23 protein-coding genes, 1 pseudogene and 1 riboswitch are annotated in these 22801 nt (G+C 67.4%); of the genes and pseudogenes, 5 read left to right on the forward strand and 19 right to left on the reverse strand.

All coding sequences use genetic code 11. The features are described from left to right. The 11 genes and pseudogenes from C936_RS14360 to bluB form a co-directional block, all read right to left on the reverse strand. Nucleotides 1–346, reverse strand: a pseudogene (locus C936_RS14360) (flagellin); the annotation flags it as partial. A 138-nt stretch (nucleotides 347–484) separates the two neighbouring features. Next, nucleotides 485–2029, reverse strand: coding sequence for a sulfotransferase (locus C936_RS0113120; protein WP_231362960.1), 1545 nt, complete (start codon nucleotides 2027–2029; stop codon nucleotides 485–487). Nucleotides 2030–2109: 80 nt separating this feature from the next. Further along, nucleotides 2110–2739, reverse strand: a complete 630-nt coding sequence (locus tag C936_RS0113125) for a YIP1 family protein (RefSeq protein ID WP_018648908.1) — start codon at nucleotides 2737–2739, stop codon at nucleotides 2110–2112. Nucleotides 2740–2813: 74 nt separating this feature from the next. Continuing rightward, nucleotides 2814–3584: an adenosylcobinamide-GDP ribazoletransferase gene (gene cobS / locus C936_RS0113130; RefSeq protein ID WP_018173938.1), complete on the reverse strand. Its 771-nt coding sequence runs from the start codon at nucleotides 3582–3584 to the stop codon at nucleotides 2814–2816. A gap of 109 nt (nucleotides 3585–3693) precedes the next feature. Then, the gene (locus C936_RS0113135) at nucleotides 3694–4266 is read right to left on the reverse strand and encodes a histidine phosphatase family protein (protein ID WP_018173939.1); all 573 of its coding nucleotides are present in this window, start codon (nucleotides 4264–4266) and stop codon (nucleotides 3694–3696) included. After that, on the reverse strand, nucleotides 4263–5324 hold the full coding sequence (gene cobT, locus C936_RS0113140; RefSeq protein WP_018173940.1) for a nicotinate-nucleotide--dimethylbenzimidazole phosphoribosyltransferase: 1062 nt from the start codon (nucleotides 5322–5324) through the stop codon (nucleotides 4263–4265). The genes C936_RS0113135 and cobT overlap by 4 nt, the downstream gene beginning before the upstream one ends. Before the next feature lie 156 nt (nucleotides 5325–5480). Beyond that, nucleotides 5481–6005, reverse strand: coding sequence for a bifunctional adenosylcobinamide kinase/adenosylcobinamide-phosphate guanylyltransferase (gene cobU, locus C936_RS0113145; RefSeq protein WP_018173941.1), 525 nt, complete (start codon nucleotides 6003–6005; stop codon nucleotides 5481–5483). Then, nucleotides 6002–7489: a cobyric acid synthase gene (locus tag C936_RS0113150; protein ID WP_018173942.1), complete on the reverse strand. Its 1488-nt coding sequence runs from the start codon at nucleotides 7487–7489 to the stop codon at nucleotides 6002–6004. Before C936_RS0113150 ends, cobU begins: the two co-directional genes overlap by 4 nt. Beyond that, nucleotides 7486–8448 (reverse strand): threonine-phosphate decarboxylase CobD, encoded by a 963-nt coding sequence (cobD, locus tag C936_RS0113155; RefSeq protein ID WP_018139653.1) that lies wholly within the window; start codon nucleotides 8446–8448, stop codon nucleotides 7486–7488. The genes C936_RS0113150 and cobD overlap by 4 nt, the downstream gene beginning before the upstream one ends. Before the next feature lie 88 nt (nucleotides 8449–8536). Then, complete coding sequence (gene cbiB / locus C936_RS0113160) at nucleotides 8537–9439, reverse strand: adenosylcobinamide-phosphate synthase CbiB (protein ID WP_018173943.1); 903 nt, start codon at nucleotides 9437–9439, stop codon at nucleotides 8537–8539. Between the two features lie 4 nt (nucleotides 9440–9443). Then, complete coding sequence (gene bluB, locus C936_RS0113165) at nucleotides 9444–10154, reverse strand: 5,6-dimethylbenzimidazole synthase (protein ID WP_018173944.1); 711 nt, start codon at nucleotides 10152–10154, stop codon at nucleotides 9444–9446. A 94-nt stretch (nucleotides 10155–10248) separates the two neighbouring features. Further along, nucleotides 10249–10451: riboswitch (cobalamin riboswitch) on the reverse strand. 146 nt (nucleotides 10452–10597) lie between these two features. Between bluB and C936_RS0113170 the strand changes: the two genes are divergently transcribed. From C936_RS0113170 to C936_RS0113190, 5 genes are all read left to right on the forward strand, one after another. Beyond that, nucleotides 10598–11500 (forward strand): cobalamin-binding protein, encoded by a 903-nt coding sequence (locus C936_RS0113170; RefSeq protein WP_018648909.1) that lies wholly within the window; start codon nucleotides 10598–10600, stop codon nucleotides 11498–11500. Between the two features lie 6 nt (nucleotides 11501–11506). Further along, nucleotides 11507–12478: an iron ABC transporter permease gene (locus C936_RS0113175; protein WP_018648910.1), complete on the forward strand. Its 972-nt coding sequence runs from the start codon at nucleotides 11507–11509 to the stop codon at nucleotides 12476–12478. Continuing rightward, a complete protein-coding gene (locus C936_RS0113180) occupies nucleotides 12478–13332 on the forward strand; it encodes an ABC transporter ATP-binding protein (protein ID WP_018648911.1) in 855 nt (284 codons plus the stop codon). The genes C936_RS0113175 and C936_RS0113180 overlap by 1 nt, the downstream gene beginning before the upstream one ends. Before the next feature lie 12 nt (nucleotides 13333–13344). Then, nucleotides 13345–13734 (forward strand): hypothetical protein, encoded by a 390-nt coding sequence (locus C936_RS0113185; RefSeq protein WP_018648912.1) that lies wholly within the window; start codon nucleotides 13345–13347, stop codon nucleotides 13732–13734. Between the two features lie 343 nt (nucleotides 13735–14077). After that, a complete protein-coding gene (locus C936_RS0113190; RefSeq protein ID WP_018139646.1) occupies nucleotides 14078–14926 on the forward strand; it encodes a pirin family protein in 849 nt (282 codons plus the stop codon). A gap of 168 nt (nucleotides 14927–15094) precedes the next feature. On the opposite strand, the gene glpK is transcribed toward C936_RS0113190, so the two are convergent. The 8 genes from glpK to C936_RS0113230 form a co-directional block, all read right to left on the reverse strand. After that, a complete protein-coding gene (gene glpK, locus C936_RS0113195) occupies nucleotides 15095–16612 on the reverse strand; it encodes a glycerol kinase GlpK (RefSeq protein WP_018648913.1) in 1518 nt (505 codons plus the stop codon). 49 nt (nucleotides 16613–16661) lie between these two features. Then, a complete protein-coding gene (locus C936_RS0113200; protein WP_026278845.1) occupies nucleotides 16662–17048 on the reverse strand; it encodes a VOC family protein in 387 nt (128 codons plus the stop codon). After that, a complete protein-coding gene (gene ispF, locus C936_RS0113205) occupies nucleotides 17045–17545 on the reverse strand; it encodes a 2-C-methyl-D-erythritol 2,4-cyclodiphosphate synthase (RefSeq protein WP_018862913.1) in 501 nt (166 codons plus the stop codon). The genes C936_RS0113200 and ispF overlap by 4 nt, the downstream gene beginning before the upstream one ends. Continuing rightward, complete coding sequence (gene ispD, locus C936_RS0113210; protein WP_018648916.1) at nucleotides 17542–18291, reverse strand: 2-C-methyl-D-erythritol 4-phosphate cytidylyltransferase; 750 nt, start codon at nucleotides 18289–18291, stop codon at nucleotides 17542–17544. Before ispD ends, ispF begins: the two co-directional genes overlap by 4 nt. Then, nucleotides 18284–18691: a cell division protein FtsB gene (gene ftsB, locus C936_RS0113215; RefSeq protein ID WP_018139641.1), complete on the reverse strand. Its 408-nt coding sequence runs from the start codon at nucleotides 18689–18691 to the stop codon at nucleotides 18284–18286. The genes ispD and ftsB overlap by 8 nt, the downstream gene beginning before the upstream one ends. A 149-nt stretch (nucleotides 18692–18840) precedes the next feature. Then, a complete protein-coding gene (gene eno, locus C936_RS0113220; protein WP_018139640.1) occupies nucleotides 18841–20118 on the reverse strand; it encodes a phosphopyruvate hydratase in 1278 nt (425 codons plus the stop codon). Nucleotides 20119–20201: 83 nt separating this feature from the next. After that, nucleotides 20202–21044, reverse strand: coding sequence for a 3-deoxy-8-phosphooctulonate synthase (gene kdsA, locus C936_RS0113225; RefSeq protein WP_018139639.1), 843 nt, complete (start codon nucleotides 21042–21044; stop codon nucleotides 20202–20204). A 75-nt stretch (nucleotides 21045–21119) separates the two neighbouring features. Continuing rightward, nucleotides 21120–22787: a CTP synthase gene (locus tag C936_RS0113230; protein ID WP_018648917.1), complete on the reverse strand. Its 1668-nt coding sequence runs from the start codon at nucleotides 22785–22787 to the stop codon at nucleotides 21120–21122. Nucleotides 22788–22801: the final 14 nt, after the last annotated feature.

Below are 22801 nucleotides of genomic sequence, written 5' to 3' on the forward strand. Positions count from 1 at the left end.
CCTCGTCGTTCAGCGCCTGACGGTCCGAGGCCGAGTTGGAATCGTTCGCCGCCTGCACCGCCAGCTCGCGCGCACGCTGCAGCGCATCACCCACGGTGCCCAGAGCGCCCTCGGCCGTCTGCGCGAACGAAATCCCGTCATTGGAGTTACGCACCGCCTGGTTCAGACCGCGAATCTGGGTGCTGAAACGCTCGGAAATGGCCAGACCGGCCGCATCGTCCTTGGCGCTGTTGATCCGCAGGCCCGAGGACAGACGCTCCAGACTCTGGGCCAGGGCCCCCTGGGAGTTCCCGAGGTTGCGTTGCGCGTTCAGCGAAAGAACGTTGGTGTTAATCACTTGAGACATGGTCGCTCTCCTGTAGAGTCGTACTCGCCGCCTCGGGCGATTCAGTCGACGGTCCTAGCCCGCCTTCAGCACCGTTAACGACACCTGACCACCATTCTTTAGCCCCAGATCGAAAAAATTTCCGATACCCCTTATTGGTCAGTCGCTGCCAGGAAAGACCTTTGCCCGCGCGGAGGCCACCGCCTCCTCGAACGCAGGCCTATAGGCCGCATACTGCTCACCGATACTCGCGAACGCCGGGTTCACGCGGCTGCGTCTGCCGAGGCTGCCGGTTAGCCCAAGCAGGGCCGGGTCGGCGATCTCCCCATGCGCGTCCGCGCATACCGCCTCCCATTCCAAGTCGTGCGCGGCCAGCACCCGGGCCACATGGGCATCGGGGTCTTCCAGCATCTCTTCGTACTGCACCCGTTGCACGCGATCGGGAAATAAACTCTCCCAGTGACCCGCCATCCGGCGATATAGCATCACGAACTCGGCGATGGTGTCGATCGCCCACGCGTACGGCAGGCGCTGCGCAAACCAGCGCATGTAAATGGCCATCGCGTTGTCCACCGGGTCCCGCTCGCAGAAGACTACGCGGGTACCCGGGTATAGGCTCATGAACGTCCCGACATGGAAGACGTTTCCAGGATTGGTGACCAGGTGGGTTCGGACCGATTCGTCCTTCGCCTCGCCCCACATGGAGTCGACCCGCGCCCGCAACTGCGCAATGCCTTCCGGTTCCAGCTCCCGCATGATCAGTGGATAGCGCTTGCGCACCTCCTTCGGGAGCTGGGAAAGGACCTCCTGGAGAACCGCCAGCTCGCCGTAATGGCGGATTCGCGAGTGTCCGGACAGCTGACCCTCCAGCAGCGACTTCCCGGAACGGGGCGGGCCTAGCACCAGCGTCAGCGGCCTTGGAGACTGGCTCGGGTCATCAAGCCCCCTCGCCCAATCCGCGCAGAAGATCTTTTCGGTGGCGGCGACATTCTTGCGTATGGCCCCCTGCCGCACCTGCTCGACCTGGCGCTGGATCGCCTCCGCCTGGCGCGCGTTCCCGAGCTCGAAGGCCGAGAACGCCTGGTCAAGATCGCCCGCATCCTGGTGCAGCTTCGCCAGCGCGAAATACAAACGGCCCTGGTCGCGAAGGTCGAACTTCCCCTTGCGGATGATCTTTTCCAGTTCCTTTCTGGGCGAGCCGTCCGCGGGAAAATGGCGCGAATGCGCAAACGAGAACCAGAGCTTGGCACTGTTGCGATCAGACTCCACCAGGGATGCCAGAATCTCGGTCGCCTCGTCCCAACGCCCCTCGGCCTGGAGAACGCGCGCGTAGTTGTCGAGTGCCAGGCGCATATTGGGGTCCAGTCGCAACGCCTCGCGCAACGCGGCCCCGGCAGCTTCGAAGCGGTCGCGCAGGATCAGCACACCGGCCAGCGCGTTGTAGCTGGCCGCATCCTCTGGACACATCTGGACCAGTTTCGAGGCATACAGGGTCGCTGTGCTGTATTGATGCCGGTCAAAAGCACCCTGAATCAGAAGCCTGAGGGCATCTGTACTATTGGGCTCAATACCAAGAACTTGCCCACACAAGGCCTCAAGCTCTTCGAAGGCGCCATCATCCAGCGCCTTCTTTGCCTTCTTGAGCAACCCCGCGACTTTCGAGGGCTTCGCTTTTCTCTTGCCACCTGCCTTCCCTGCCGCCATACCAGTCCCGGTTGTTCGTTCGTTTCCGCGCCAGTATACCGACCCAATAACCAGTACACGCCAACAACGAATGGGCCACGCTAGATCAGCCAGGTGGTGCCGATGCGGGTCTCGGGGGTGGCGCCGGGGATCAGGTCCATCAGCAGCCAGCCGAAGATGAGGGTGATGAAGGCGCCGCAGAAGACGGTGGCCACGAACAGGCCGATGCGGTTCCCGCGGCGCAGGCCGAGGATGCCGCGCAGCGACCAGTACAGCAGCCACAGGCTGTAGAGGATCAGTAGCAGGCCGACCGTGTTGCCCCAGGGCCAGGGAAAGGCGGCGGCGACCTTGCCCGCCCAGGCGGGCAGCAGGCCGATGGTCACCGCCAGCATCGCCCGATCCGGGTGGGAGTAGCCCTGGAACAGTTCGGTCAGATAGTGCGCGGACCAGGCCAGACCCAGTACGCCGATGCTCATCGCCAGCACGCTGTAGACGCCGAAGCCCCAGGCCCCCGGCATCGCCTCCGGCGGCAGCCCGGTCGGGATGACCTGGTACAGCCACTGGCTGGCGATCACGCTGACCAGCAGCACGGGGAACGCCAGGCGCAGAAAGGTCTGCCACCAGGGCGGGGCCGTCTCCAGTTCGGCCACCTCGAGTACCGCCCGCAGGGGGCTCGTCAGCGTGCGCAGGACCAGAAGTCCCGGATTCAGACGGGAGGGAAATGAGCTCATCCGGTCAGTATGTGGCAATCCCGTGACGCTTTCGTGACAACGTCTGCCTTGAAACGAGCCTGATCGACCCGGCTTTAGCCCGCGAGTGCCAGCACCAGAATCACGAGTGTCAGGGTCTCCACCAGCTCCAGCGTCGCACCGGCCGTGTCGCCAGTGAAGCCTCCCAGCCAGTGTCTCAGTACGCGCGTTGCCACCCACAGCGTCAGCCCGGCGGCGAGCAACGCCGGTATCACCCCCCAAAGGCCGGAGAGCAGGCCGAGCACCAGCACCACGGCAGCCGAGACTGCCACAACGCCGATGGCGGCGCTGCGTGGAAGGTGCCTGGCCATGTCCGCGCCCAATCCGACGGGGTTCACGTAGGGCGTGGTCAGAAACAGCACCGGCGGCACCACGCGCCCCAGCAGCACCGCCAGCAGCAGCGCGACCCAGGCGCCGGTCTCGACCACCGCCACTAGCGCCGTACCTTTCAGCAACAGGATCAGGATCAGCGCCGCGACCGCCATCGGGCCACAGGCCGGGTCCTTCATGATGGCCTGGGCCCGCTCCGGGTGCCGCTGGCCGCCCACCCAGGCGTCCACCGTGTCCGCCAGCCCATCCAGGTGCAGCGCGCCGGTCAGCGCGACCCAGAATGTCAGCACCAGCGCCGCGACCAGCAACACCGGCGCCCCGGGGATCGCGGACAGACCGATCCCCACCAGCACCAGAACCAGACCCAGGATCAGCCCCACCAGCGGATAGGCCAGGACCGAACGGCCGAGGTCCTCGGGCCGTGGCTCCTGTGCCGGCGTCGGCACGCGGGTCAGGAACTGCAGGGCCAGCCAGAAGGGGGCAAATACGGAGTTCATTGCGCCCCCTCTTCCATTCCTGCTGTAGGAGGCCAGCCCCCTGGCCGATGGGGCGTTGGCATATTCCCGATCGGCCAGAGGGCTGGCCTCCTACATTTGTTTTGCTTGATCACGAGGGCATCTCCTCGCGCTGGCCCGGCTCGACAACGTGCAAAGAGGCCAACGGCACTTCGATCGACAATAGCTTCTCCAACGGCCAGCCCTCCAGTTGTGCGCGCAGCAGGCGAATCACCCCGCCGTGGGTAACGACGAGGACACGACCGCCCGGCGCCACTACGCTCTGTTCCCAGCCGGCCAGCACCCGGTCGCGGAAGCTGCCGAGGTCTTCGCCGTTGGGTGGAGGGTAGCCGAACGGGTCTTCCCAGAACCGACCCAGCGCCTCGGCGTCCGTCTGCATCAGGGCCTCGGCCGTTTGCCCCTCCCAGTCCCCAAAATGTAGCTCCTGCAGGCGGGGATCACACTGGACGGGGAGCCCGGCCGCGCGGGCGAAGCCCTCGGCCGGAAGCCGGCAGCGCTGCAGTGGCGAGCACACGACGCGATCCCACTCGCCGGAGGACTCGAACGCCGCGCGCATCGCCCGCTCGCCATCCGGGGTCAGCGGATCATCGCAGCCGCGCCCGCGAAAGCCGGCACCCGTCGTCTCGCCGTGGCGCAGCAGACCGATACGGACCGATGTGTTCATGGGGTATCGCCCGACACGCCAGCCTCGGCGAAGGTCGCCATGCCGGCGTGCAGCTCGCAGGCCAGGCGCAGCAGGGGCACGGCGGTGGCCGCCCCACTGCCCTCGCCCAGGCGCATGCCGAGATCCAGCAGCGGCTCGGCCGCCAGCGATTCCAGCAGTCGCCGGTGCCCCGGCTCCGCCGAGCTGTGGGCGTAGAAGAACCAGTCTGCCGTGCCCGGGCACAGCCGTTCGGCCACCAACGCCGCCGAGGTGCTGATGAAACCATCCACCAGCACCGGCAGCCCGATCTGCGCCGCGGCGATGTAAGCGCCGGCCAGCCCCGCAATCTCGAAGCCCCCCAGACAACGCAGGCTACCCAGTGCCTCGCCGCGCACCGCGGCGTGGGTGCGCAGGGCCTGCTCGATCACCTCGGCCTTGTGGCGCACGCCATTCGCATCCAGACCCGTGCCAGGCCCGGCCAGGTCCACCGGCGGCAGACCCAGCAGCGAACAGGCGACTGCGGCGGCAGCCGTCGTGTTGCCGATGCCCATCTCGCCACCGATGAACAGTTGTGTGCCGCCCCGCCGCGCGCGCTCGGCACACTGGCGGCCGGCGTTCAGCGCGCGTTCCAGCTGCGCCGGCGTCATCGCGGGTTCGCGGGCCAGGTTTGCGGTGCCGGGGCCCAGGTTCAGCTGCTGCACACCGGCGACGGCCGGAGGCTGGGCCACGATACCGAGGTTGATCACCTCGATGGACGCGCCCAGGTGCCGCGCCAGCACCGAGATCGCCGCACCGCCGTTCGCGAAGTTCGCGACCATCTGCGCGGTCACGGCCTGCGGGAAACGCGAAATGCCTTCCGCCACCACACCGTGATCGCCGGCGAACACCGCGACATGAACCCGCTCCAGCGTGGGCTGGCCCACGCCCTGCATGGCGGCCAGGCGCTCGGCGATCGCCTCCAGCCGCCCGAGCGAACCCGGCGGCTTGGTCAGCTGGGCCTGCCGTTCGGCCGCCGCCTGGCGCGCCTCGGCGCTCAGGGGCGCCGGCGGCACCTGCAGCCAGTCACAGTCTTCGGTCACGTGTTCCTCCGATGTTGAAACCAACACCCTTCATCAATGACGCCCGTCATTGCGAGCAGCCGAAGGCGACGTGGCAATCCGTCAGTTCACCCCGGGCCGATTGCTTCGACGCTGCGCGCCTCGCAATGACGGTGCCTGTTTCGCGCGTTGGTCTATTCATTCCAGCGGCTCACCCTTGAGCACATGCGGAAGGCCGGCGACGGTCAGTACAACGCGGTCCATCGTGGGGGCCAGGCGCTGGTGCAGCCAGCCCGCCTCGTCGGCGAAGCGGCGGGACAGCGCGTCCATCGGGGTGATTCCCATGCCGGTCTCGTTGGAAACGAACACCAGTGTGCCCGGCAGCCGCGGCACGGTGGCGATCAGGGCCTCACGTTCGCGTTCGATCAGGGCCTCGTTCTCGGTGCACAGGAGCTGGGTCAGCCACAGCGTCAGGCAATCCACCAGTAGGCATTCATCCGGTTTCGCGGCTTCTTCAAGTGCGGCGGCCAGGCCGGTATCGGCCTCAACCAGGCCCCAGTCACCGGGCCGGTCTGCGCGGTGGCGCTCGATACGCCGTGCCATTTCGGCGTCGTCGGCACGCGCGGTAGCGACATAGGTCACGTGCAGGCCGCTGGCATCGGCCAGCTGCTCCGCCAGCCGACTCTTGCCGGAACGCACGCCGCCGAGCACCAGCGTCTTCATGTCACAGGCTCCGTCTTCCCTGTCCGCAGCAGGGCAAGGATGCGCCCCAGGTCCAGATGCGCCTCCAGGGTATCGGCCAGGCGTTCCAGGCCGCGCTCGCGTGCGGTCGCCAGGTCTTCGCCGTGCTCCTTCCCATTGCGCATGCCAGCCCAGTGCAGCAAAGCCTCGGCGGCAGCGGAGGTATCGAATACCCCGTGGACATAGGTCCCCGCCACCGCATCGTCCTCGCTGCGCGCGCCGTCCGAGCCATGCTGCAGCTCCAGCAGCGGGTGATCCAGTCCGGGGCCGGTCGTCACTCCTGCATGGATCTCGTAGCCCTCCACGCGGGCCTCCCGACCCAGCACACGGTCCCCGTGAACACGTTCCAGGCGCTTTTCCGGTGCTAGACGCGTCTCGATGTCCAGCCAGCCGAGCCCCGGCGTGGAGCCCGGCCGGCCCTCGACGCCGTCAGGATCGTGCACGGCACGACCCAGCATCTGGAAGCCGCCACAGATCCCGAGCACCTTGCCGCCATAACGCACATGGCGCTGCAGCTCGTCTTCCCAGCCCTGCTCGCGCAGCCAGGCGAGGTCGTCGCGCACGGACTTGGACCCCGGAAGGATGACCAGGTCCGCCGGCTGCAGCGACTCGCCCGGGCCGGCGAAGCGAAGGTCCACACCCGGGTGCAGGCGCAGCGGATCGAAATCGGTATGGTTGGAGATGCGCGGCAGGGCCGGCACGACGACCTTCAGGGCATCCACCGCCTTTTCCGGCACCGCCTCGCGCGGCAGGGCGTCCTCGGCATCCAGGTACAGCCCGTGGAGATACGGGATCACGCCCAGCACCGGCTTGCCGGTCTCCTGCTCCAGCCAGTCCAGTCCAGGCTGCAGGAGCGAGATATCGCCGCGAAAGCGGTTGATCACGAAGCCCTGCACCCGCGCGCGCTCCGTCGCGCTCAGCAACGCCAGCGTACCGACCAGATGCGCGAACACGCCGCCGCGGTCGATATCCGCGACCAGGATCACCGGACAGTCCACCGCCTCGGCAAACCCCATGTTGGCGATATCGCCTGCGCGCAGGTTGATCTCTGCCGGCGAGCCCGCCCCTTCCACCAGCACGTGCGCATACTGCGCGGTCAGCCGTCGATGCGAGGCCAGCACGGCCTCGCGGGCGACGGGCTTGTAGTCATGGTAGGCACGAGCATCCAGCTCGGCCGCAGGACGGCCGTGGATGATCACCTGCGCCCCCTGATCGGAACTGGGCTTGAGCAGCACCGGATTCATGTCGGTATGCGGCTCCAGGCCACAGGCGGCGGCCTGCAGGGCCTGGGCACGCCCGATCTCGCCGCCGTCCAGGGTCACTGCACTGTTCAGCGCCATGTTCTGCGGCTTGAACGGCACCACCGACAGCCCACGGCGATGCAGCACCCGCGCCAGACCGGCCACCAGCACGCTCTTGCCGGCATCCGAGGTGGTCCCCTGCACCATCAGCGTGGTCGCGCTCACAACGCCTCCAGTCCCTGTTCCAGGCGGTGCCATTGGGCCTCGTCGCCCGGCAGCCCGAAACGCAGGCTGGCGGGGTCGTCGAAACGCCGCACCAGGATCGCCTGTCGCGCCAGCGCATCCTGAACCGCGACCGCATCATCGCGGCGCCCCCAGCGAAACAGTGCGGTGCCACCTTCGGTAGCGATTCCGTACCGCCGCAGCAGCTCTTCCAACCGCGCACCCGCCGCGGTCAGGTTCGCGCGCGTCTGCTCCTGCCAGGCGCGATCCTCCAGCGCTCGGGTGGCCGCCCAGCGCGCCGGGCCAGACAGCGCCCACGGACCCAGCCGCTCCGCCAGCGCCGCCCGCAGCGCCGGCTCCGCCGCCAGGAATCCGACCCGCGCCCCGGCCAGACCGAAGAACTTGCCCAGCGACCGCAGCACCAGCAGCCCCGGGCCCAGGTCCGTGCCCGGGTCGGCCGCCAACAGGCTGTGCCGGGGGCTGGTATCCATGAAGGCCTCGTCCACCACCAGCCACCCGCCGCGTGCCGCAAGCCCCTTATGCCAGCGCAGCAGCGTCTCCACGGTCACGCGCAGTCCAGTCGGGTTGTTCGGGTTGACCAGTACCAGCACATCCAGCTGCGGCAGGCGTGCCTCGATCGCGGCCGGCGCCGCGTCGCCAAGCGCAGGAAGCGCCTCGACCCGATGCCCGGCCATGCGCCAGGCCCGCGCGTGTTCGTTGTAACTGGGCGCGAGGAGGCCAACCCGAGCAGCCGCGGGGCGAAGCTGTGGCAGCAGCTGGATGGCCGCCTGCGAGCCCGCCAGGGGCAACAGCCCTTTGCAGCCGTAGTACCGCGCCGCGGCCGCTTCCAGACCGTCGTCGGGCTCCGGCAGGCGCGCCCAGACGTCCGCCGGGGGCATGGGCAGCGGATAGCCGTGCGGGTTGATGCCGGTAGACAGGTCCAGCCATTGCTCCGGCGCCACCCCGTAATGCCTGGCAGCTGCGCGCAGTCCGCCACCATGCACCTGGGTTAGCACGGCCCCGGTCGGTGCCGGCCGCGCTCTGTTCAGCTCAGAAGATCGCAAGGCTCACCCCGATGACAAGCACGCCCATCCACAGCGCCAGCGCCCGATCCACCAGCCCCATCGCCGCACGGATGCCGGCGGCATCCGGTGCCGCGCCCATCCCCAGGCGCGGACGCCACTGACGCTCGCCGTGATACTGGCTGGCACCGCCCAGCACCAGCCCCAGTGCGCCCGCCCCAGCGGCCATTACCGGCCCAGCGTTCGGGCTCTTCCAGGCCGCGGCCTGCTCGCCCCAGCACTGCAGGGCATCGCGAGTGCGCCCGGCCAAGGCATAGGACAGCGCGGTCATGCGCGCCGGGACCCAGTTCAGCAGGTCATCCAGCCGCGCCGCGGTCCAGCCAAAGCGCGTGTAACGCGCATTGCGGTAGCCCCACATCGCATCCAGCGTGTTCACCAGGCGATACAGCACCACCCCCGGCGCACCGGCCACCAGGAACCAGAAAATGGTGCCGAACAGGGCATCGTTGCCGTTCTCCAGTACCGACTCCACCGCCGCGCCGCTGACCCCTGCCACATCCAGGGCCTCGCTGTCGCGGCTGACCAGCATCTGCACCTGCTGCCGCGCCTGGCCCAGATCGCCGGCCTCCAGCGCCCGGGCCACGCGCTCGGCGTGCTCGTCGAGGCTGCGCCAGCCCAGCGCCAACGCCAGTACCAGCAGCCCTACCAGCCAGACCGGCAGGAGCTGCTGCAACCAGACCGTCAGCAGCACAAAGGGCACCACCAGGACGGCCAGCAGCAGCGCGCCGCGGGCCCGACCATCGCGGTAGAACCGGGCCTCCAGGCGCTGCACCAGCAGCCCGAACCCGGCCAGCGGGTGCCAGCGGCGCGGATCGCCGATCAGGCGATCCAGCACCAGCGCACCAAGCAGCGTGAGGAACGCGATCAGCATCGGGTCATCCACTCGCTGAGGAACCGCCGGGTGCGTCGGTACGGCTGCCCCAGCGATTCTCGAACACCAGTTCGTCCAGCGACCGTCGCTGATCCCAGCCCTCGGTTTCCAGCATCGGCCGCTCGTAGAACGCATCCACATGACCCAGACAAAGGATCGCGATCGGCCACGCCCCTTCCGGCATCCCCAGCTCGCCGGCCAGCCAGTCCGGGTCGAACAGCGACACCCAGCCCATGCCCAGGCCCTCGGCCCGGGCCGCGAGCCACAGGTTCTGGATCGCACACGCGGCGGAGCACAGGTCCATCTCCGGGATGGTGCGCCGACCCAGCACGTAGCGCTCGCGCCCATCGGTCAACGCGACCACCAGCAGCTCGCCCGCATCGCGGATACCTTCGAGCTTCAGCCGGTGCACCTCGGCGGCACGCTCGCCGCAGGCCTCGGCCGTGCGTGTCTGCTCCGCCGCCACATGCCCGTGCAACGCATCGCGCAGCCGCGCGTCGGTCACCCGCAGAAAGCGCCAGGGCTGCATGTAGCCCACGCTGGGCGCCTGGTGCGCGGCCTCCAGCAGGCGCCGCAGGGTATCGGCGTCCACCGGGTCCGGGCGGAAATGCCGCATGTCCCGGCGCTCGCCGATCACGCGATAGACCGCTGCGCGCTCCGCCGAGGCGAACGCGTTCGGATTCTCTTCTGACTGGTTGGGAGCTGGGGCCGTCATGAGGTTCCGTCGAGGCGACGGCGCGGCGAAGACACGAAGGAACAGGCTTTTAGGAACGCACCTGCGCCCTCGACCGTTGCCCGCCGCACGGTCGCAGGATGAATCACCGCCAGGCCGGTCTCCGGGCTTGCGAGCGTCGGACGATGCCGACCGGCAGACGCCTTCCCGGGCACAGGACCCAGTGGCCAGTCTGCCGAGCGATTTACCGCTCGCTTACCGTTGCGGGGGCAGCGCCGGACTTGCACCAGCTTCCCGTTTCACCTGCCAACTGCAGGCACCTGACGAAAGCGGATTATGATACGCGCTCAGGGTGCCCCCGACCAATTTGGGCACCAAACCATCTTGCCCTTGCTGCTATGATGAGGCGCTTTCGCTGCCCGTGCGGCGCCCCGAAAACACGGTATTGTTTACGTTACGAACAATCCACAACAGTCGGATTTTTAATGACTTTCACTTCCCTCAAACGCCAGTTAACGGCCCTTGCCGCGCTATTCCTGTGCGCGGGGCCGACACTGGCCGAACCGGTCACGGTGACCGACGATGACGATCGCGAGGTCACGCTCGACCGGCCCGCCGAACGTATCGTCACCCTGGCCCCGCACATCACGGAAGTCCTGTTCGCCGTCGGCGCCGGAGAGCAGCTGGTCGGCGTCACGCAGCACAGCGACTTCCCGCCGGAGGCGGAGATGATCCCGCGAGTCGGTGGCTACAGCCGCATCGACCTGGAACGTGTGGTCGAGATGGACCCGGACCTGGTGGTCGCCTGGCGCAGTGGCAACTCCAGCTCGCAGATCGAGCGCCTGCGCGATCTGGGGCTGAACGTCTATGTCTCGGAGCCGCGCAGTTTCGAGGGCGTGGCCTCCAGCATGCGTCGCATGGCGCAGCTGGCCGGTACCGAGGAACGCGGCGAAGCGGCGGTGCAGGCCTTTCTCGACGAGATCGAGACGTTGCGGCTGGACTATTCCGACCGTGACCCGGTCCCGCTGTTCTACCAGGTCTGGGAACAGCCCCTGATGACGGTCAACGACGATCACCTGATCGGCGAGGCCATCCGCCTGTGCGGGGGCAAGAACGTGTTCGGCCACCTGGACCGCCTGGTGCCGCGCATGGACCGCGAGGCCGTGATCGAGGCCGATCCGGAGGTGATCATCGGCGGCGGCATGGGCGAAGACCGGCCGGACTGGGTAATTGCCTGGGAACAATGGGAGGACATGACCGCGGTGCAGCGCGACAACCTGTTCTTTATCCCGCCGTCGCTGCTCCAGCGTCACACCCCGCGGATTGCCGAAGGGACCCGGCTGATGTGCGAAGAGCTGGAACGGGCCCGTTCACGCCGGGACGACTGACCAGCCGTGACGCGCTCCTTCCTCCTCGCCACGGGGGTCCTGCTCCCGGCGTCGCTGCTTGCGATCCTGATCGCGCTGGCCTATGGCAGCGTCGCCATTGCTCCCGGCGACCTGCTCGCGGTGATTCAGGGCGAAGGGAGCCGCCTGCACAACACGCTGGTACTGGAACTGCGCCTGCCACGCGCCCTGGCCGCATTCGCCGCCGGCGGGCTGCTGGGCGTCGCCGGTGCCCTGATGCAGGTGTTGCTGCGCAATCCGCTGGCCGATCCCTATGTGCTGGGCCTCTCCGGCGGGGCTTCGGTGGGTGCCCTGCTGGCCATGCTCGCGGGGCTGTCGATGTTCTCGGTCTCGGTCGCCGCATTCGCAGGCGCGCTGCTGTCCACGGTGATCGTGTTCGGCCTGGCGCACGGCACCGGCAGCTGGACGCCGACCCGATTGCTGCTGACCGGCGTGGTCGTGGCGGCCGGCTGGGGCGCCGTGATCAGCTTCCTGCTCGCCGTGAGCCCGACCGCGGAGCTGCCCGGGATGCTGTACTGGCTGATGGGCGATGTCTCCCACGCCCGCAACCCCTACCCCGCCTGGGGTGTGCTGGTGCTGGTCGTGTTGCTGGCCCTGCCCCTGGGACGGACGCTCAACGTGCTGGCGCGCGGCCCGATGCAGGCGGCCGCACTGGGCGTGGCCGTGCGGCCGGTGGAATGGACGATCTACGTCGTCGCGGCACTGATCACTGCTACGGCCGTGATGCAGGTCGGCGCGGTCGGATTTGTCGGATTGATCGTGCCGCACATGCTCCGGCTGATCTTCGGCAACGACCAGCGCGTGATCCTGCCGGCCTCGGCACTCGGCGGCGGCATCCTGCTGACGCTGGCCGACACCCTCGCCCGTACGATGATTGCCCCGGAGCAGTTGCCCGTCGGCGTGATCACCGCGATGCTGGGCGTCCCCGTGTTCCTGTTCCTGCTGTACCGGAGCCGCTGATGCCTCCGCACACCGCCGATCCCCAACTCCACGGCGATCCACACGCGTCCGGCACCGAGAGCGTGCACGAGGTGCCAGGGCCGGACACCCTGCTGGCCACCCACGATCTGGTCATCGACATCCCGGAACGCGCCAGCGGTTCGCCCCTGGACCTGACCATCAACCCGGGACAGTGCTGGGGCATCCTCGGCCCGAACGGCGCGGGCAAGAGCACCCTGCTGCATACCCTGGCCGGGCTGCGCCCCGCCCGCGCAGGCGAGATCCATGTGCGCGGCCGTCCGCTCCCCGACTACTCGCGTGCGCACCTGGCGCGCGAACTGGGTCTGGTATTCCAGAAACACCACGACGGCTTCCCCGCAACGGTACTGGAGACGGCCCTGATCGGGCGCCACCCCTACCTGCGGCCCTGGGATATCGAGACCGCTGAAGACTATACCCAGGCCCGCGCCGCCCTGGCCCGTATGGATCTGGCCGCACTGGAGCACCGCCTGGTGGACACCCTGTCCGGCGGCGAGCGCCAGCGCCTGGCGATTGCCACCGTACTCACCCAGAACCCGCGGCTCCTGCTGCTGGACGAGCCCACCAGCCAGCTCGACCTGCACCACCAGGTCGCGGTGCTGGACCATATACGCGGCATCGCCCGGAATGACCGCGCCGCGATCCTGGTGCTGCACGACGTGAACCTGGCGGTACGTTACTGCGATCACCTGCTGCTGATGTTCCCCGACGGCAAGGCCTGCTGGGGCCCCACCCGAACCATGCTGGTGCCCTCCGCGCTGGAACGGCTGTACAACCAGCCACTGAGCACCGGCGAGATCGACGGCCAGCCGGTCTTCATGCCGACCATCCCGTAACGAGGAATCCCGGTGGAATTCTTTCGCACCCTGCCCCTGCAAGCTGTCGCCGATTCCCTGCAGGCCGAGCTGACCGTACCGGCCCTGCCCCGGCTTTGCCCCGCCATTGACGCCCTTGTTGAAGAGACCGGGCCCGATGCCGGCGTCGTCTACTGCCTGTGGGGCGAGTTTCGTGTCCGGCGCGAGTGCATCAATGGCGGGGTACGCTTCAGCCTGCCGGGCTGCCCGAACGCACTCGCCTGGACCCTGACGACCGGGCATCCGCCGAAGCCGGAGGCGGTCATGCTGCACCTGACCATCAACCGCCAGGAACACGACCCGGATTTCGTCGAGAGCCTTGAATTCTTTGCCGATAGCTGGCTGGGGCTGACATCGCTGCAACCGCCCCATGACGGGCGCTGAGTGCAATTTTCTTTTGTTTTCATGGTCGGTATGGTTGCAGCGTTCATTAAGGGAAACACTGATGAATGTACACACTCGCGTTGGCACCCCAGGTTCTCCGAGACAAGGCGCGGTGCGCAGCCGGTAGTGGTTCTACCGGCAAGGGCCGCAACGCAGGATCGGGGAACCTGGGGTGCCAACCCCACAAGCCATTGAATGCAAGGGCTCGGCCGCTTTTGCGCGCGCACGGCGTTGCGGCTCCCTTGTGCAGAATGACTGCACGGCGGTCACCGCGCCTTGTTCGCACGCAAAAGCGACTCGAGCGCGAGCGTGTACATTCATCAGTGTTTCCCTAGGAGAAGTCATGACCCCCACACCGCCGGACAGCGTACGCACAGCCCACCCGACCCAGGACGGCGCGGGTGTGAAGATTCGCCGCATCCATGACTTTCGCGGCGGCCTGGATCCCTTCCTGATGCTGGACGAATTGAAGGCCAGTGCGAAGGAGGACTACATCGGTGGTTTCCCCTCCCACCCGCATCGCGGGTTCGAGACGCTGACCTACCTCGTCCATGGCGGCCTGACCCACGAAGATTCGATGGGTAACCAGGGTCGTGTGGAGGCCGGCGAGGCGCAGTGGATGAGCGCCGGGCGCGGGGTCATCCACTCCGAGATGCCCCTGCTGGACTCGGACGGGCTGCACGGCTTCCAGCTATGGGTAAACCTGCCGGCACGGCGCAAGATGGACCCGCCGCGTTACCGCGACGTGCGCGCCGACGCGATGCGCCACCTGCCGGAAGACGACGGCCCACTGCACTTCAAGGCGATCGCCGGCTCCTGGCAGACCAGCGCCGGGGATACCGAAGGCCCGCTGGAACAGATCGGAGAAGGTGCGGCGATGGCGGATCTGAGCCTGCCGGCAGGCTACCGCCTGTCACTGGCCGTCCAGCTGGACGACCGGGTGCTCGCCTATGTCTATGACGGCGAGCTGACCGGGCTGAAGACGGGCGAACTGGGCACCTGGAGCGGACAGACGCAGATCCACCTGATCGCCCAGCAGGATGCGCGGGTGCTGCTGTTCAAGGGCCGCCCGCTGGGCGAACCGATCGCCCACTACGGCCCGTTTGTGATGAACACCTCCGACGAGATCGAGCAGGCGATCAGCGACTATCAATCCGGCCAGCTCGCGGCCGAACCGGCCAGCATCGACTGACCCGGCAGGGTCTGACTCTGGCAGGGGCTTTCGCGGGCAAGCCCGCTCCCACAGACTTCAGGGTAGCGCCGGGTAAACGTCATCGTTCTACCCACTGCCCCCTGTGGGAGCCGCCTTGGCGGCGAAGCCCCTGCCCACGCCAGCCAGCTCCCCCGGACCACCCGCCCACTAGTTGGGCGCCTCGTGATCTTCCTCGCGCGCCCACCCCATCGTGCGTTTTACGGCCTTCTTCCAGCCCCGGTAGTAGCGATCGCGGGTGGCCGCATCCATCTGCGGCTCGAATACCCGGTCCAGCTGGTTCTTCTGCGCCAGTTCGTCGCGCGACCAGAAACCCACGGCCAGCCCGGCCAGATAGGCAGCCCCCAGGGCAGTCGATTCCGTGACCACCGGCCGCTCGACATTCACCCCGAGCATGTCGGCCTGGAACTGCATCATCACGTTGTTGGCAACCGCACCGCCGTCGACCCGCAGACCCTTCAGCGCGATGCCGGAGTCCTGCTCCATCGCGTCGATCACGTCCTTGGTCTGGTAGGCCAGCGAGTCCAGCGTGGCGCGGGTGATGTGTTCCTTGCGCGTACCGCGCGTCAGCCCGAAGATGGCCCCGCGGGCATACATGTCCCAGTGCGGCGCCCCGAGCCCCGCGAATGCGGGGACGACATACACGCCGTCGGAGTCCTCCACCTTGCTCGCGTAGTACTCCGAGTCCTCGGCCGAGTCGATCAGCTTGAGCTCGTCGCGCAGCCACTGAATCGCGGCACCGGCGATGAAAATGGAGCCCTCCAGCGCATACTCGACCTGGCCATCGACGCTCCAGGCAACGGTCGTGAGCAGGCCCGAGTGCGAAGTGACCGGCTCGGTGCCGGTGTTCATCAGCAGAAAGCAGCCGGTGCCATAGGTGTTCTTGGCCATGCCGCGCTCGAAGCAGGTCTGCCCGAAGAGCGCCGCATGCTGGTCGCCGGCAACGCCCGCGATGGGGATCTCGTTGGCACCGAACATCTCGGTTCCCGTATGGCCCAGCACTTCGCTGGAGGCACGGACCTCGGGCAGCATGGCCCGCGGGATTCCCAGCTCATCCAACAGCGTGTCATCCCAGTCCAGTTCGTGGATGTTGAACAACTGCGTGCGCGAGGCGTTGGAGACATCCGTTACATGCCGCTCGCCGCGGGTGAGATTCCAGATCAGCCAGGTATCCATGGTGCCGAACAGCAACTCGCCGCGCTCCGCGCGCTCACGCGCACCGTCTACATGGTCGAGCAGCCAGCGCAGCTTGGTTCCGGAGAAGTAGGCATCGACCACCAGCCCGGTGCGGCTGCGGACCGTCTCCTCCAGCCCGCGCGCCTTCATCTCGTCGCAGAAACCGGCGGTGCGCCGGTCCTGCCAGACGATTGCCGGGTGGATCGGCTTGCCCGTCTCGCGGTCCCAGACCACGGTGGTCTCGCGCTGGTTGGTGATGCCGATGGCCGCGAGCTGGGCCGGCTTGATACCGCGGGTCTCCAGCACCTCGCGCGCCGCCCCGATCTGGGTGCCCCAGATCTCCATCGCGTCGTGCTCGACCCAGCCGGGCTGCGGGTAGTGCTGGGTAAACTCGCGCTGGGCTACGCCGATGATCGACGCATCACGATCGAACAGGATCGCCCGGCAGCTGGTCGTGCCCTGGTCCAGGGCCAGGATGTACTCGCCGTCCATGCTCCCTCCTCGTGCAGCGGGGGTCCCGGCGCGGCGCACCCGCGCGGTGTCAGCCCGCCTCGATCAGTTCGACGGTATTGCCGTCCGGGTCGCGGACGAACGCAGCGGGTCGCCCCGACTGGCTGCGCTCGGCCGAATGCCCGGCGTTCTCCAGGCGTTGCAGCAAAGCTTCCAGACCACACACGCGCAGCGCCAGGTGGCGATCGCGACCGCCGCGCACGCGGCGTTCGGCGGCGTCCGGGTTGGGCACACCCAGCAGGTGCAGGGTCTGCCCGCCACCCAGGTCATACCAAAGCCCCGGAAAACCGAGATCCGGACGCTCCACGGGGCGCAGCCCCAGGATCTCGCCATAGAACCGCGCGGACGCCTCCAGATCGGCGATCACGACACTGACGTGATCCAGACCCAGCACACTGGGGGATCGAGCCGCCGTCATACCTGCATCAGCCCCGAAGAAGGCTCTAGCAGCACCACCGCCTGCGCCGCAACCCCTTCTCCGCGCCCGGTGAAGCCCAGGCGCTCGGTGGTCGTCGCCTTCACATTCACGCAATCGGCCGCAAGCCCCAAGTCCGCAGCGATGTGGTCCTCCATCGCCGCGACATGCGGGGCCATTTTGGGCGCCTGTGCGATCACGGTCGCATCCACGTTCACCGGACGCCACCCGGCCTCCTGGATCCGACGCAGGGTCTCGCGCAGCAGGTCGCGGCTGTTCGCCCCGCGAAAGCGCTCGTCGGTATCAGGAAAGTGGCGGCCGATATCCCCCAGGCCCGCGGCCCCGAACAGGGCATCGCAAATCGCGTGCAGCAGGACATCGCCATCGGAATGCGCGACAAAGCCGTGATCGAAAGGGATGCGCACACCGCCCAGGATCAGATGATCGCCCGGCCCGAAGGCGTGCACGTCGAAGCCCTGCCCCACGCGCATGCGGCTCATGGCCGGAACCCCCCGTCCAGTCGCCCCTGCTGCATCAGGTACAGCTGGGCCAGCTCCAGATCCTCAGCCCGGGTGATCTTGATGTTCATCATCGAGCCCTCGATCAGACGCGGACGGGCGCCATGCCATTCGATGGCGCTGGCCTCGTCGGTCACCGGGTGACCGGCCTCGCGCGCGGCGCGATTCGCCTCCCGCAGCATGCCCAGGCGGAACATCTGTGGAGTCAGCGCGCGCCAGACGCGCGCGCGTTCCAGCGTGCGCTCGACGCGCCCATCCTGGTCACTCCACTTGACCGTATCCGTGCTGGGCGTGGCCAGCAGACCGCCCACCGGATCGTCCCGCAGCGCGTTCAGAAGGTGGTCCAGATCCGCGCGTGGCAGACAGGGGCGCGCGGCATCGTGCACCAGCACCCAGTCATCGGGGGCCGCGCGTTCCTGCAGGAAGTCGAGTCCGTTCTGGACCGAATCCGCCCGCTCGGCCCCGCCGGCCACGCGAAACAGGCGCCCGCCCGCCGTTGGAAGATCCAGCGCGTCCGGGTCCACATCCGGCCCCAGCACCAGGACCACACCGCGAATGCGCGGGTGCTCCAGAAAGATCGACAGGGTATGCGACAGGATGGTGCGTGACCCCAGCGTCAGGAACTGCTTGGGTCGATCGGAGCCCATACGTCGGCCCACGCCGGCCGCCGGGATCAGGGCCCAGTAGGCGGGTTCCGCGGAGGGGTTGTTGGTGTCGGGATCAGCCATCAAACGGATCCTCGGGTGGCAGCGTATCGGTTGCCGGCTCGCGTTCGCGGTCCGGGATCTCGGCGGGCCCCGGGGACACATCCCGCGCCGGGTCTGGCAACGGCTCCGGCACTGGACGCCGGTCGTCGTCCTCGCCGACCACAAAGAAGAAGATCTCGTCTTCGCGGATCATGCCCAGGTCGCGGCGGGCGCGTTCTTCCACCGCATCGGTACCGGTACGCAGGTCGTGTACCTCGGCCTCCAGCGCCTGATTGCGTTGCTCCAGCTCGGCGTTGGCCGCACGCTGCTCCTCTACCTGCTCGCGCAGGTCGCGTACATCGCGCCAGCTGCCCTCTCCCAGCCACAGCGGCCACTGCAACAGCAGTAGCAGCACCGCCAGACCGATCAGCAACCAGCGCATCAGCGATTCCCGCGGCCGGTCGCCACGGCCAGCCGCCAGGGAGAGAGTCGAGCTTCCATGCCCGGCATTCTACGGCCCCTTGGCCGCCGGGCACAGGAGACGCTCTGCAGGCTGAGAACCCAACCCGCGACAAACGCAACAATCGCGGATTATCGCCGGATATTGAAGGCATCCATGCCGGGATAACGCGCCCGGGATCCCAGATGCTCCTCGATCCGGATCAGCTGGTTGTACTTGGCCACGCGATCCGAGCGCGAGAGCGAACCGGTCTTGATCTGGCCAACCCCGGTGGCTACCGCCAGATCGGCGATGGTCACGTCCTCGGTCTCGCCGGAGCGATGCGAGATCACCGCCGTGTACTTCGCCTGGCGCGCCAGCTCGATGGCCTCCAGGGTCTCGGTTACGGTGCCGATCTGGTTCAGCTTGATCAGGATCGAGTTGGCCACGCCCTTGTCGATCCCTTCCTGCAGGATCTGCGTATTGGTCACGAACAGGTCGTCGCCGACCAGCTGCACGCGGTCACCGAGACGCTCGGTGAGGACCTTCCAGCCATCCCAGTCGTCCTCGCCCATGCCGTCCTCGATGGTCAGGATCGGGTACTGGTCGACCCAGTGGGCAAGGTACTCGCAGAACTCGTCGGCGGAGAAGGCCTTGCCCTCGGAGTCGAGGTGGTAGCGGCCGTCGCGATAGAACTCGGAACTGGCACAGTCCAGGCCCAGCCAGATGTCCTGCCCGGCCTTGAAGCCCGCCTTGTGGATGGCCTCGAGGATCACCTCGATCGCAGCCGAGTTGGACGGCAGATCCGGGGCAAAGCCGCCCTCGTCCCCCACGCCCGTCCCCAGGTTGCGCTGACCCAGCACCTTCTTCAGGGCATGGAACACCTCGGCGCCGTAGCGCACGGCCTCACGCACGGAGTCCGCGCCCACCGGCAGGATCATGAACTCCTGCATGTCGACGCTGTTGTCGGCGTGGGCGCCGCCGTTGATGATGTTCATCATCGGCACGGGCAGCAGGGTCGCCTGCTCGCCGCCCATGGACTCGAACAGCGGCTGCTCGCGATCCGCCGCCTGTGCATGCGCGGCCGCCATCGAGACTGCCAGCAGCGCGTTCGCGCCCAGGCGCGACTTGTTCTCGGTGCCGTCCAGCTCGAGCATGCGGCGGTCCACCGCCGTCTGGTCCAGCTCCATCCCACGCAGGGCGTCGCGGATCTCGCCATTCACATGGCCCACGGCCTTCTGCACGCCCTTGCCGCCATAGCGCGGCTCGTCATCGCGCAGCTCCAGTGCCTCGCGGGCCCCCGTGGAGGCCCCCGACGGCACCGCGGCACGACCCATCGCGCCGGAATCCAGGACAACGTCGGCCTCGACCGTCGGGTTGCCCCGCGAGTCGATGATCTCGCGGGCATGAATCTCCGCAATCTGGGACATGCTTTCTCCTTGAAAAATAAACTCATCCGCCCCAAAGGTTGGAGGCGGAATTTAAATGAAACTCTTAAATAATCCTGCGCGAATCAACCCAGCCCGTACTCGGCCTCGGCAAACGGCTGCGCCTTGGCGGCCGTATCCAGCGCCTTGAGCGTGGTCAGCAGCTCCGCCATGCGCGGCAGCGGCCAGGCGTTGGGCCCATCCGAGAGGGCGCGCTCGGGATCCGGATGGGTCTCCATGAACAGACCCGACACCCCGGAGGCGACGGCCGCCCGCGCCAGCACGGGGACATACTCGCGCTGCCCACCAGAGGTCGCGCCCTGCCCGCCCGGCTGCTGGACCGAGTGCGTGGCGTCGAACACCACCGGGCAACCGGTCTGGCGCATCTGGGCCAGACCCCGCATGTCCGAGATCAGCGTGTTGTAGCCGAAGGAGACGCCGCGTTCACAGACCATGATCTGGTCGTTGCCGGCCTCGCGCGCCTTGTCCACGACATTGCCCATATCCCAGGGCGCCAGGAACTGGCCCTTCTTGATGTTCACCGGGCGCCCCTGGCGCGCGACATTCTGGATGAAGTTCGTCTGCCGGCACAGGAACGCGGGCGTTTGCAGCACGTCCACCACGGCCGCGACCTCGTCCAGCGGGGTGTCCTCGTGGACATCGGTCAGCACCGGGACTCCCAACTGCTGCTTCACCTGTTCCAGGATGCGCAGGCCCTCTTCGATGCCCGGACCACGGAAACTCTTCGTCGACGAGCGATTGGCCTTGTCGAACGAGGACTTGTAGATAAACGGGATGCCCAGTTCGTCGGTGATCGTCTTGAGCGCACCCGCGGTCTCCAGGGCCATCGCCTCGGATTCGATCACGCAGGGGCCGGCAATCAGAAAAAATGGCCGGTCGAGGCCGACTTCAAAACCGCAAAGCTGCATGCAATGTCCTGTCTGGCGGACGCCACCCTCCGGGCACGGCCGCAAAGCGCCGTCATACGGCGCGTTAGGCAAACACTAATCCGTCAACGCCGTCGTGGTCTCCGGCTCGCGCTCGTCCTGATAGGTCCGCGCGGCGCGGATGAAACCGGTAAACAGCGGATGCCCGTCGCGCGGGGTCGAGGTGAACTCCGGATGGAACTGGCAACCGATGAACCACGGGTGGCCCGGCAGCTCCACCGCCTCGACCAGTTCGCCAGACTCGGACACACCCGAGATACGCAGGCCCGCTGCCTCCAGCCGTTCGCGATAGGCGTTGTTGAACTCGAAGCGGTGGCGATGGCGCTCGCTGACATCTTCGCGGCCATAGGCCTCCGCAATCCGCGAACCCGGGGCCAGTCGCGCGGACTGTGCCCCCAGACGCATCGTGCCGCCGAGATCGCTCTCGGCATCGCGCCGTTCGATGCGGCCCTCGCGGTCCTGCCACTCGGTAATCAGGGCAATCACCGGGTGCGGGGTATCCGGGACAAACTCCGTACTGTGGGCGCCTTCGAGGCCGGCCTGATCACGGGCGAACTCGATCACCGCAACCTGCATGCCCAGACAGATACCCAGGTAGGGCACGCCGTGCTCGCGCGCATAGCGCACGGCCGCGATCTTGCCTTCCACACCGCGCTCGCCAAAGCCACCGGGCACCAGGATCGCGTCCAGACCTTCCATCTCCCCCTGGATCTCGGCATCCGCGCCTTCGAGCTTTTCCGAATCGAGATAGCGAATACGCACCCGCGTCCCGACCTGTACGCCGGCATGGGTCAGCGCCTCGTTCACGGACTTGTAGGACTCGGTGAGATCGACGTACTTGCCGATCATGCCGACGGTCACCTCGGACTCCGGGAACTCCATGGCGTTGACCACGTGCTTCCAGTCCGACAGGTCCGCCTGCGGCGCCTCGATATGCAGCTTGCGCAGCACGATCTCGTCGAGCTTCTGCGAATGCAGCCACAGCGGGATCTTGTAGATGTTGTCCACGTCCACCGCGGAGATGACCGCCTTCTCCTCGACGTTGGTAAACAGCGCAATCTTGCGCCGCTCGCCCTCGGGAATCGCCTGGGTCGAACGGCACAGCAGGATATCCGGCTGGATACCGATCGAGCGCAGCTCCTTGACCGAGTGCTGCGTGGGCTTGGTCTTGATCTCGCCGGCGGCGGCAATAAAGGGCACCAGGGTCAGGTGCATGAACAGGGCATTCTCGTGTCCCAGCTCCACACCCATCTGGCGGATCGCCTCGAGGAATGGCAGGGACTCGATATCGCCCACCGTACCGCCGATCTCGATCAGCGCAATGTCGGCATCGCCCGCACCCTCGCGGATCGAGCGCTTGATCTCGTCGGTGATATGCGGGATCACCTGCACCGTACCGCCCAGGTAGTCGCCGCGGCGCTCCTTGCGGATCACGTTCTCGTAGATCTGCCCGGTGGTGAAATTATTGCGCCGCGAGGTGCGGATGCGCACAAAGCGCTCGTAATGCCCCAGGTCCAGGTCCGTCTCCGCGCCGTCATCGGTCACGAAGACCTCGCCGTGCTGGAACGGGCTCATGGTGCCCGGATCGACGTTGATATAGGGGTCGAGCTTGAGCAGCGTCACCTTGAGGCCGCGCGCCTCCAGGATGGCCCCCAGCGAGGCGGATGCAATGCCTTTGCCCAGAGACGAAACCACGCCTCCGGTAATGAATACATAACGCGTCATGCGGGAAACCTGGC

Source organism: Thioalkalivibrio sp. ALJ4 (assembly GCF_000377225.1).
In the GTDB taxonomy this organism is placed as follows: Bacteria; Pseudomonadota; Gammaproteobacteria; order Ectothiorhodospirales; family Ectothiorhodospiraceae; genus Thioalkalivibrio.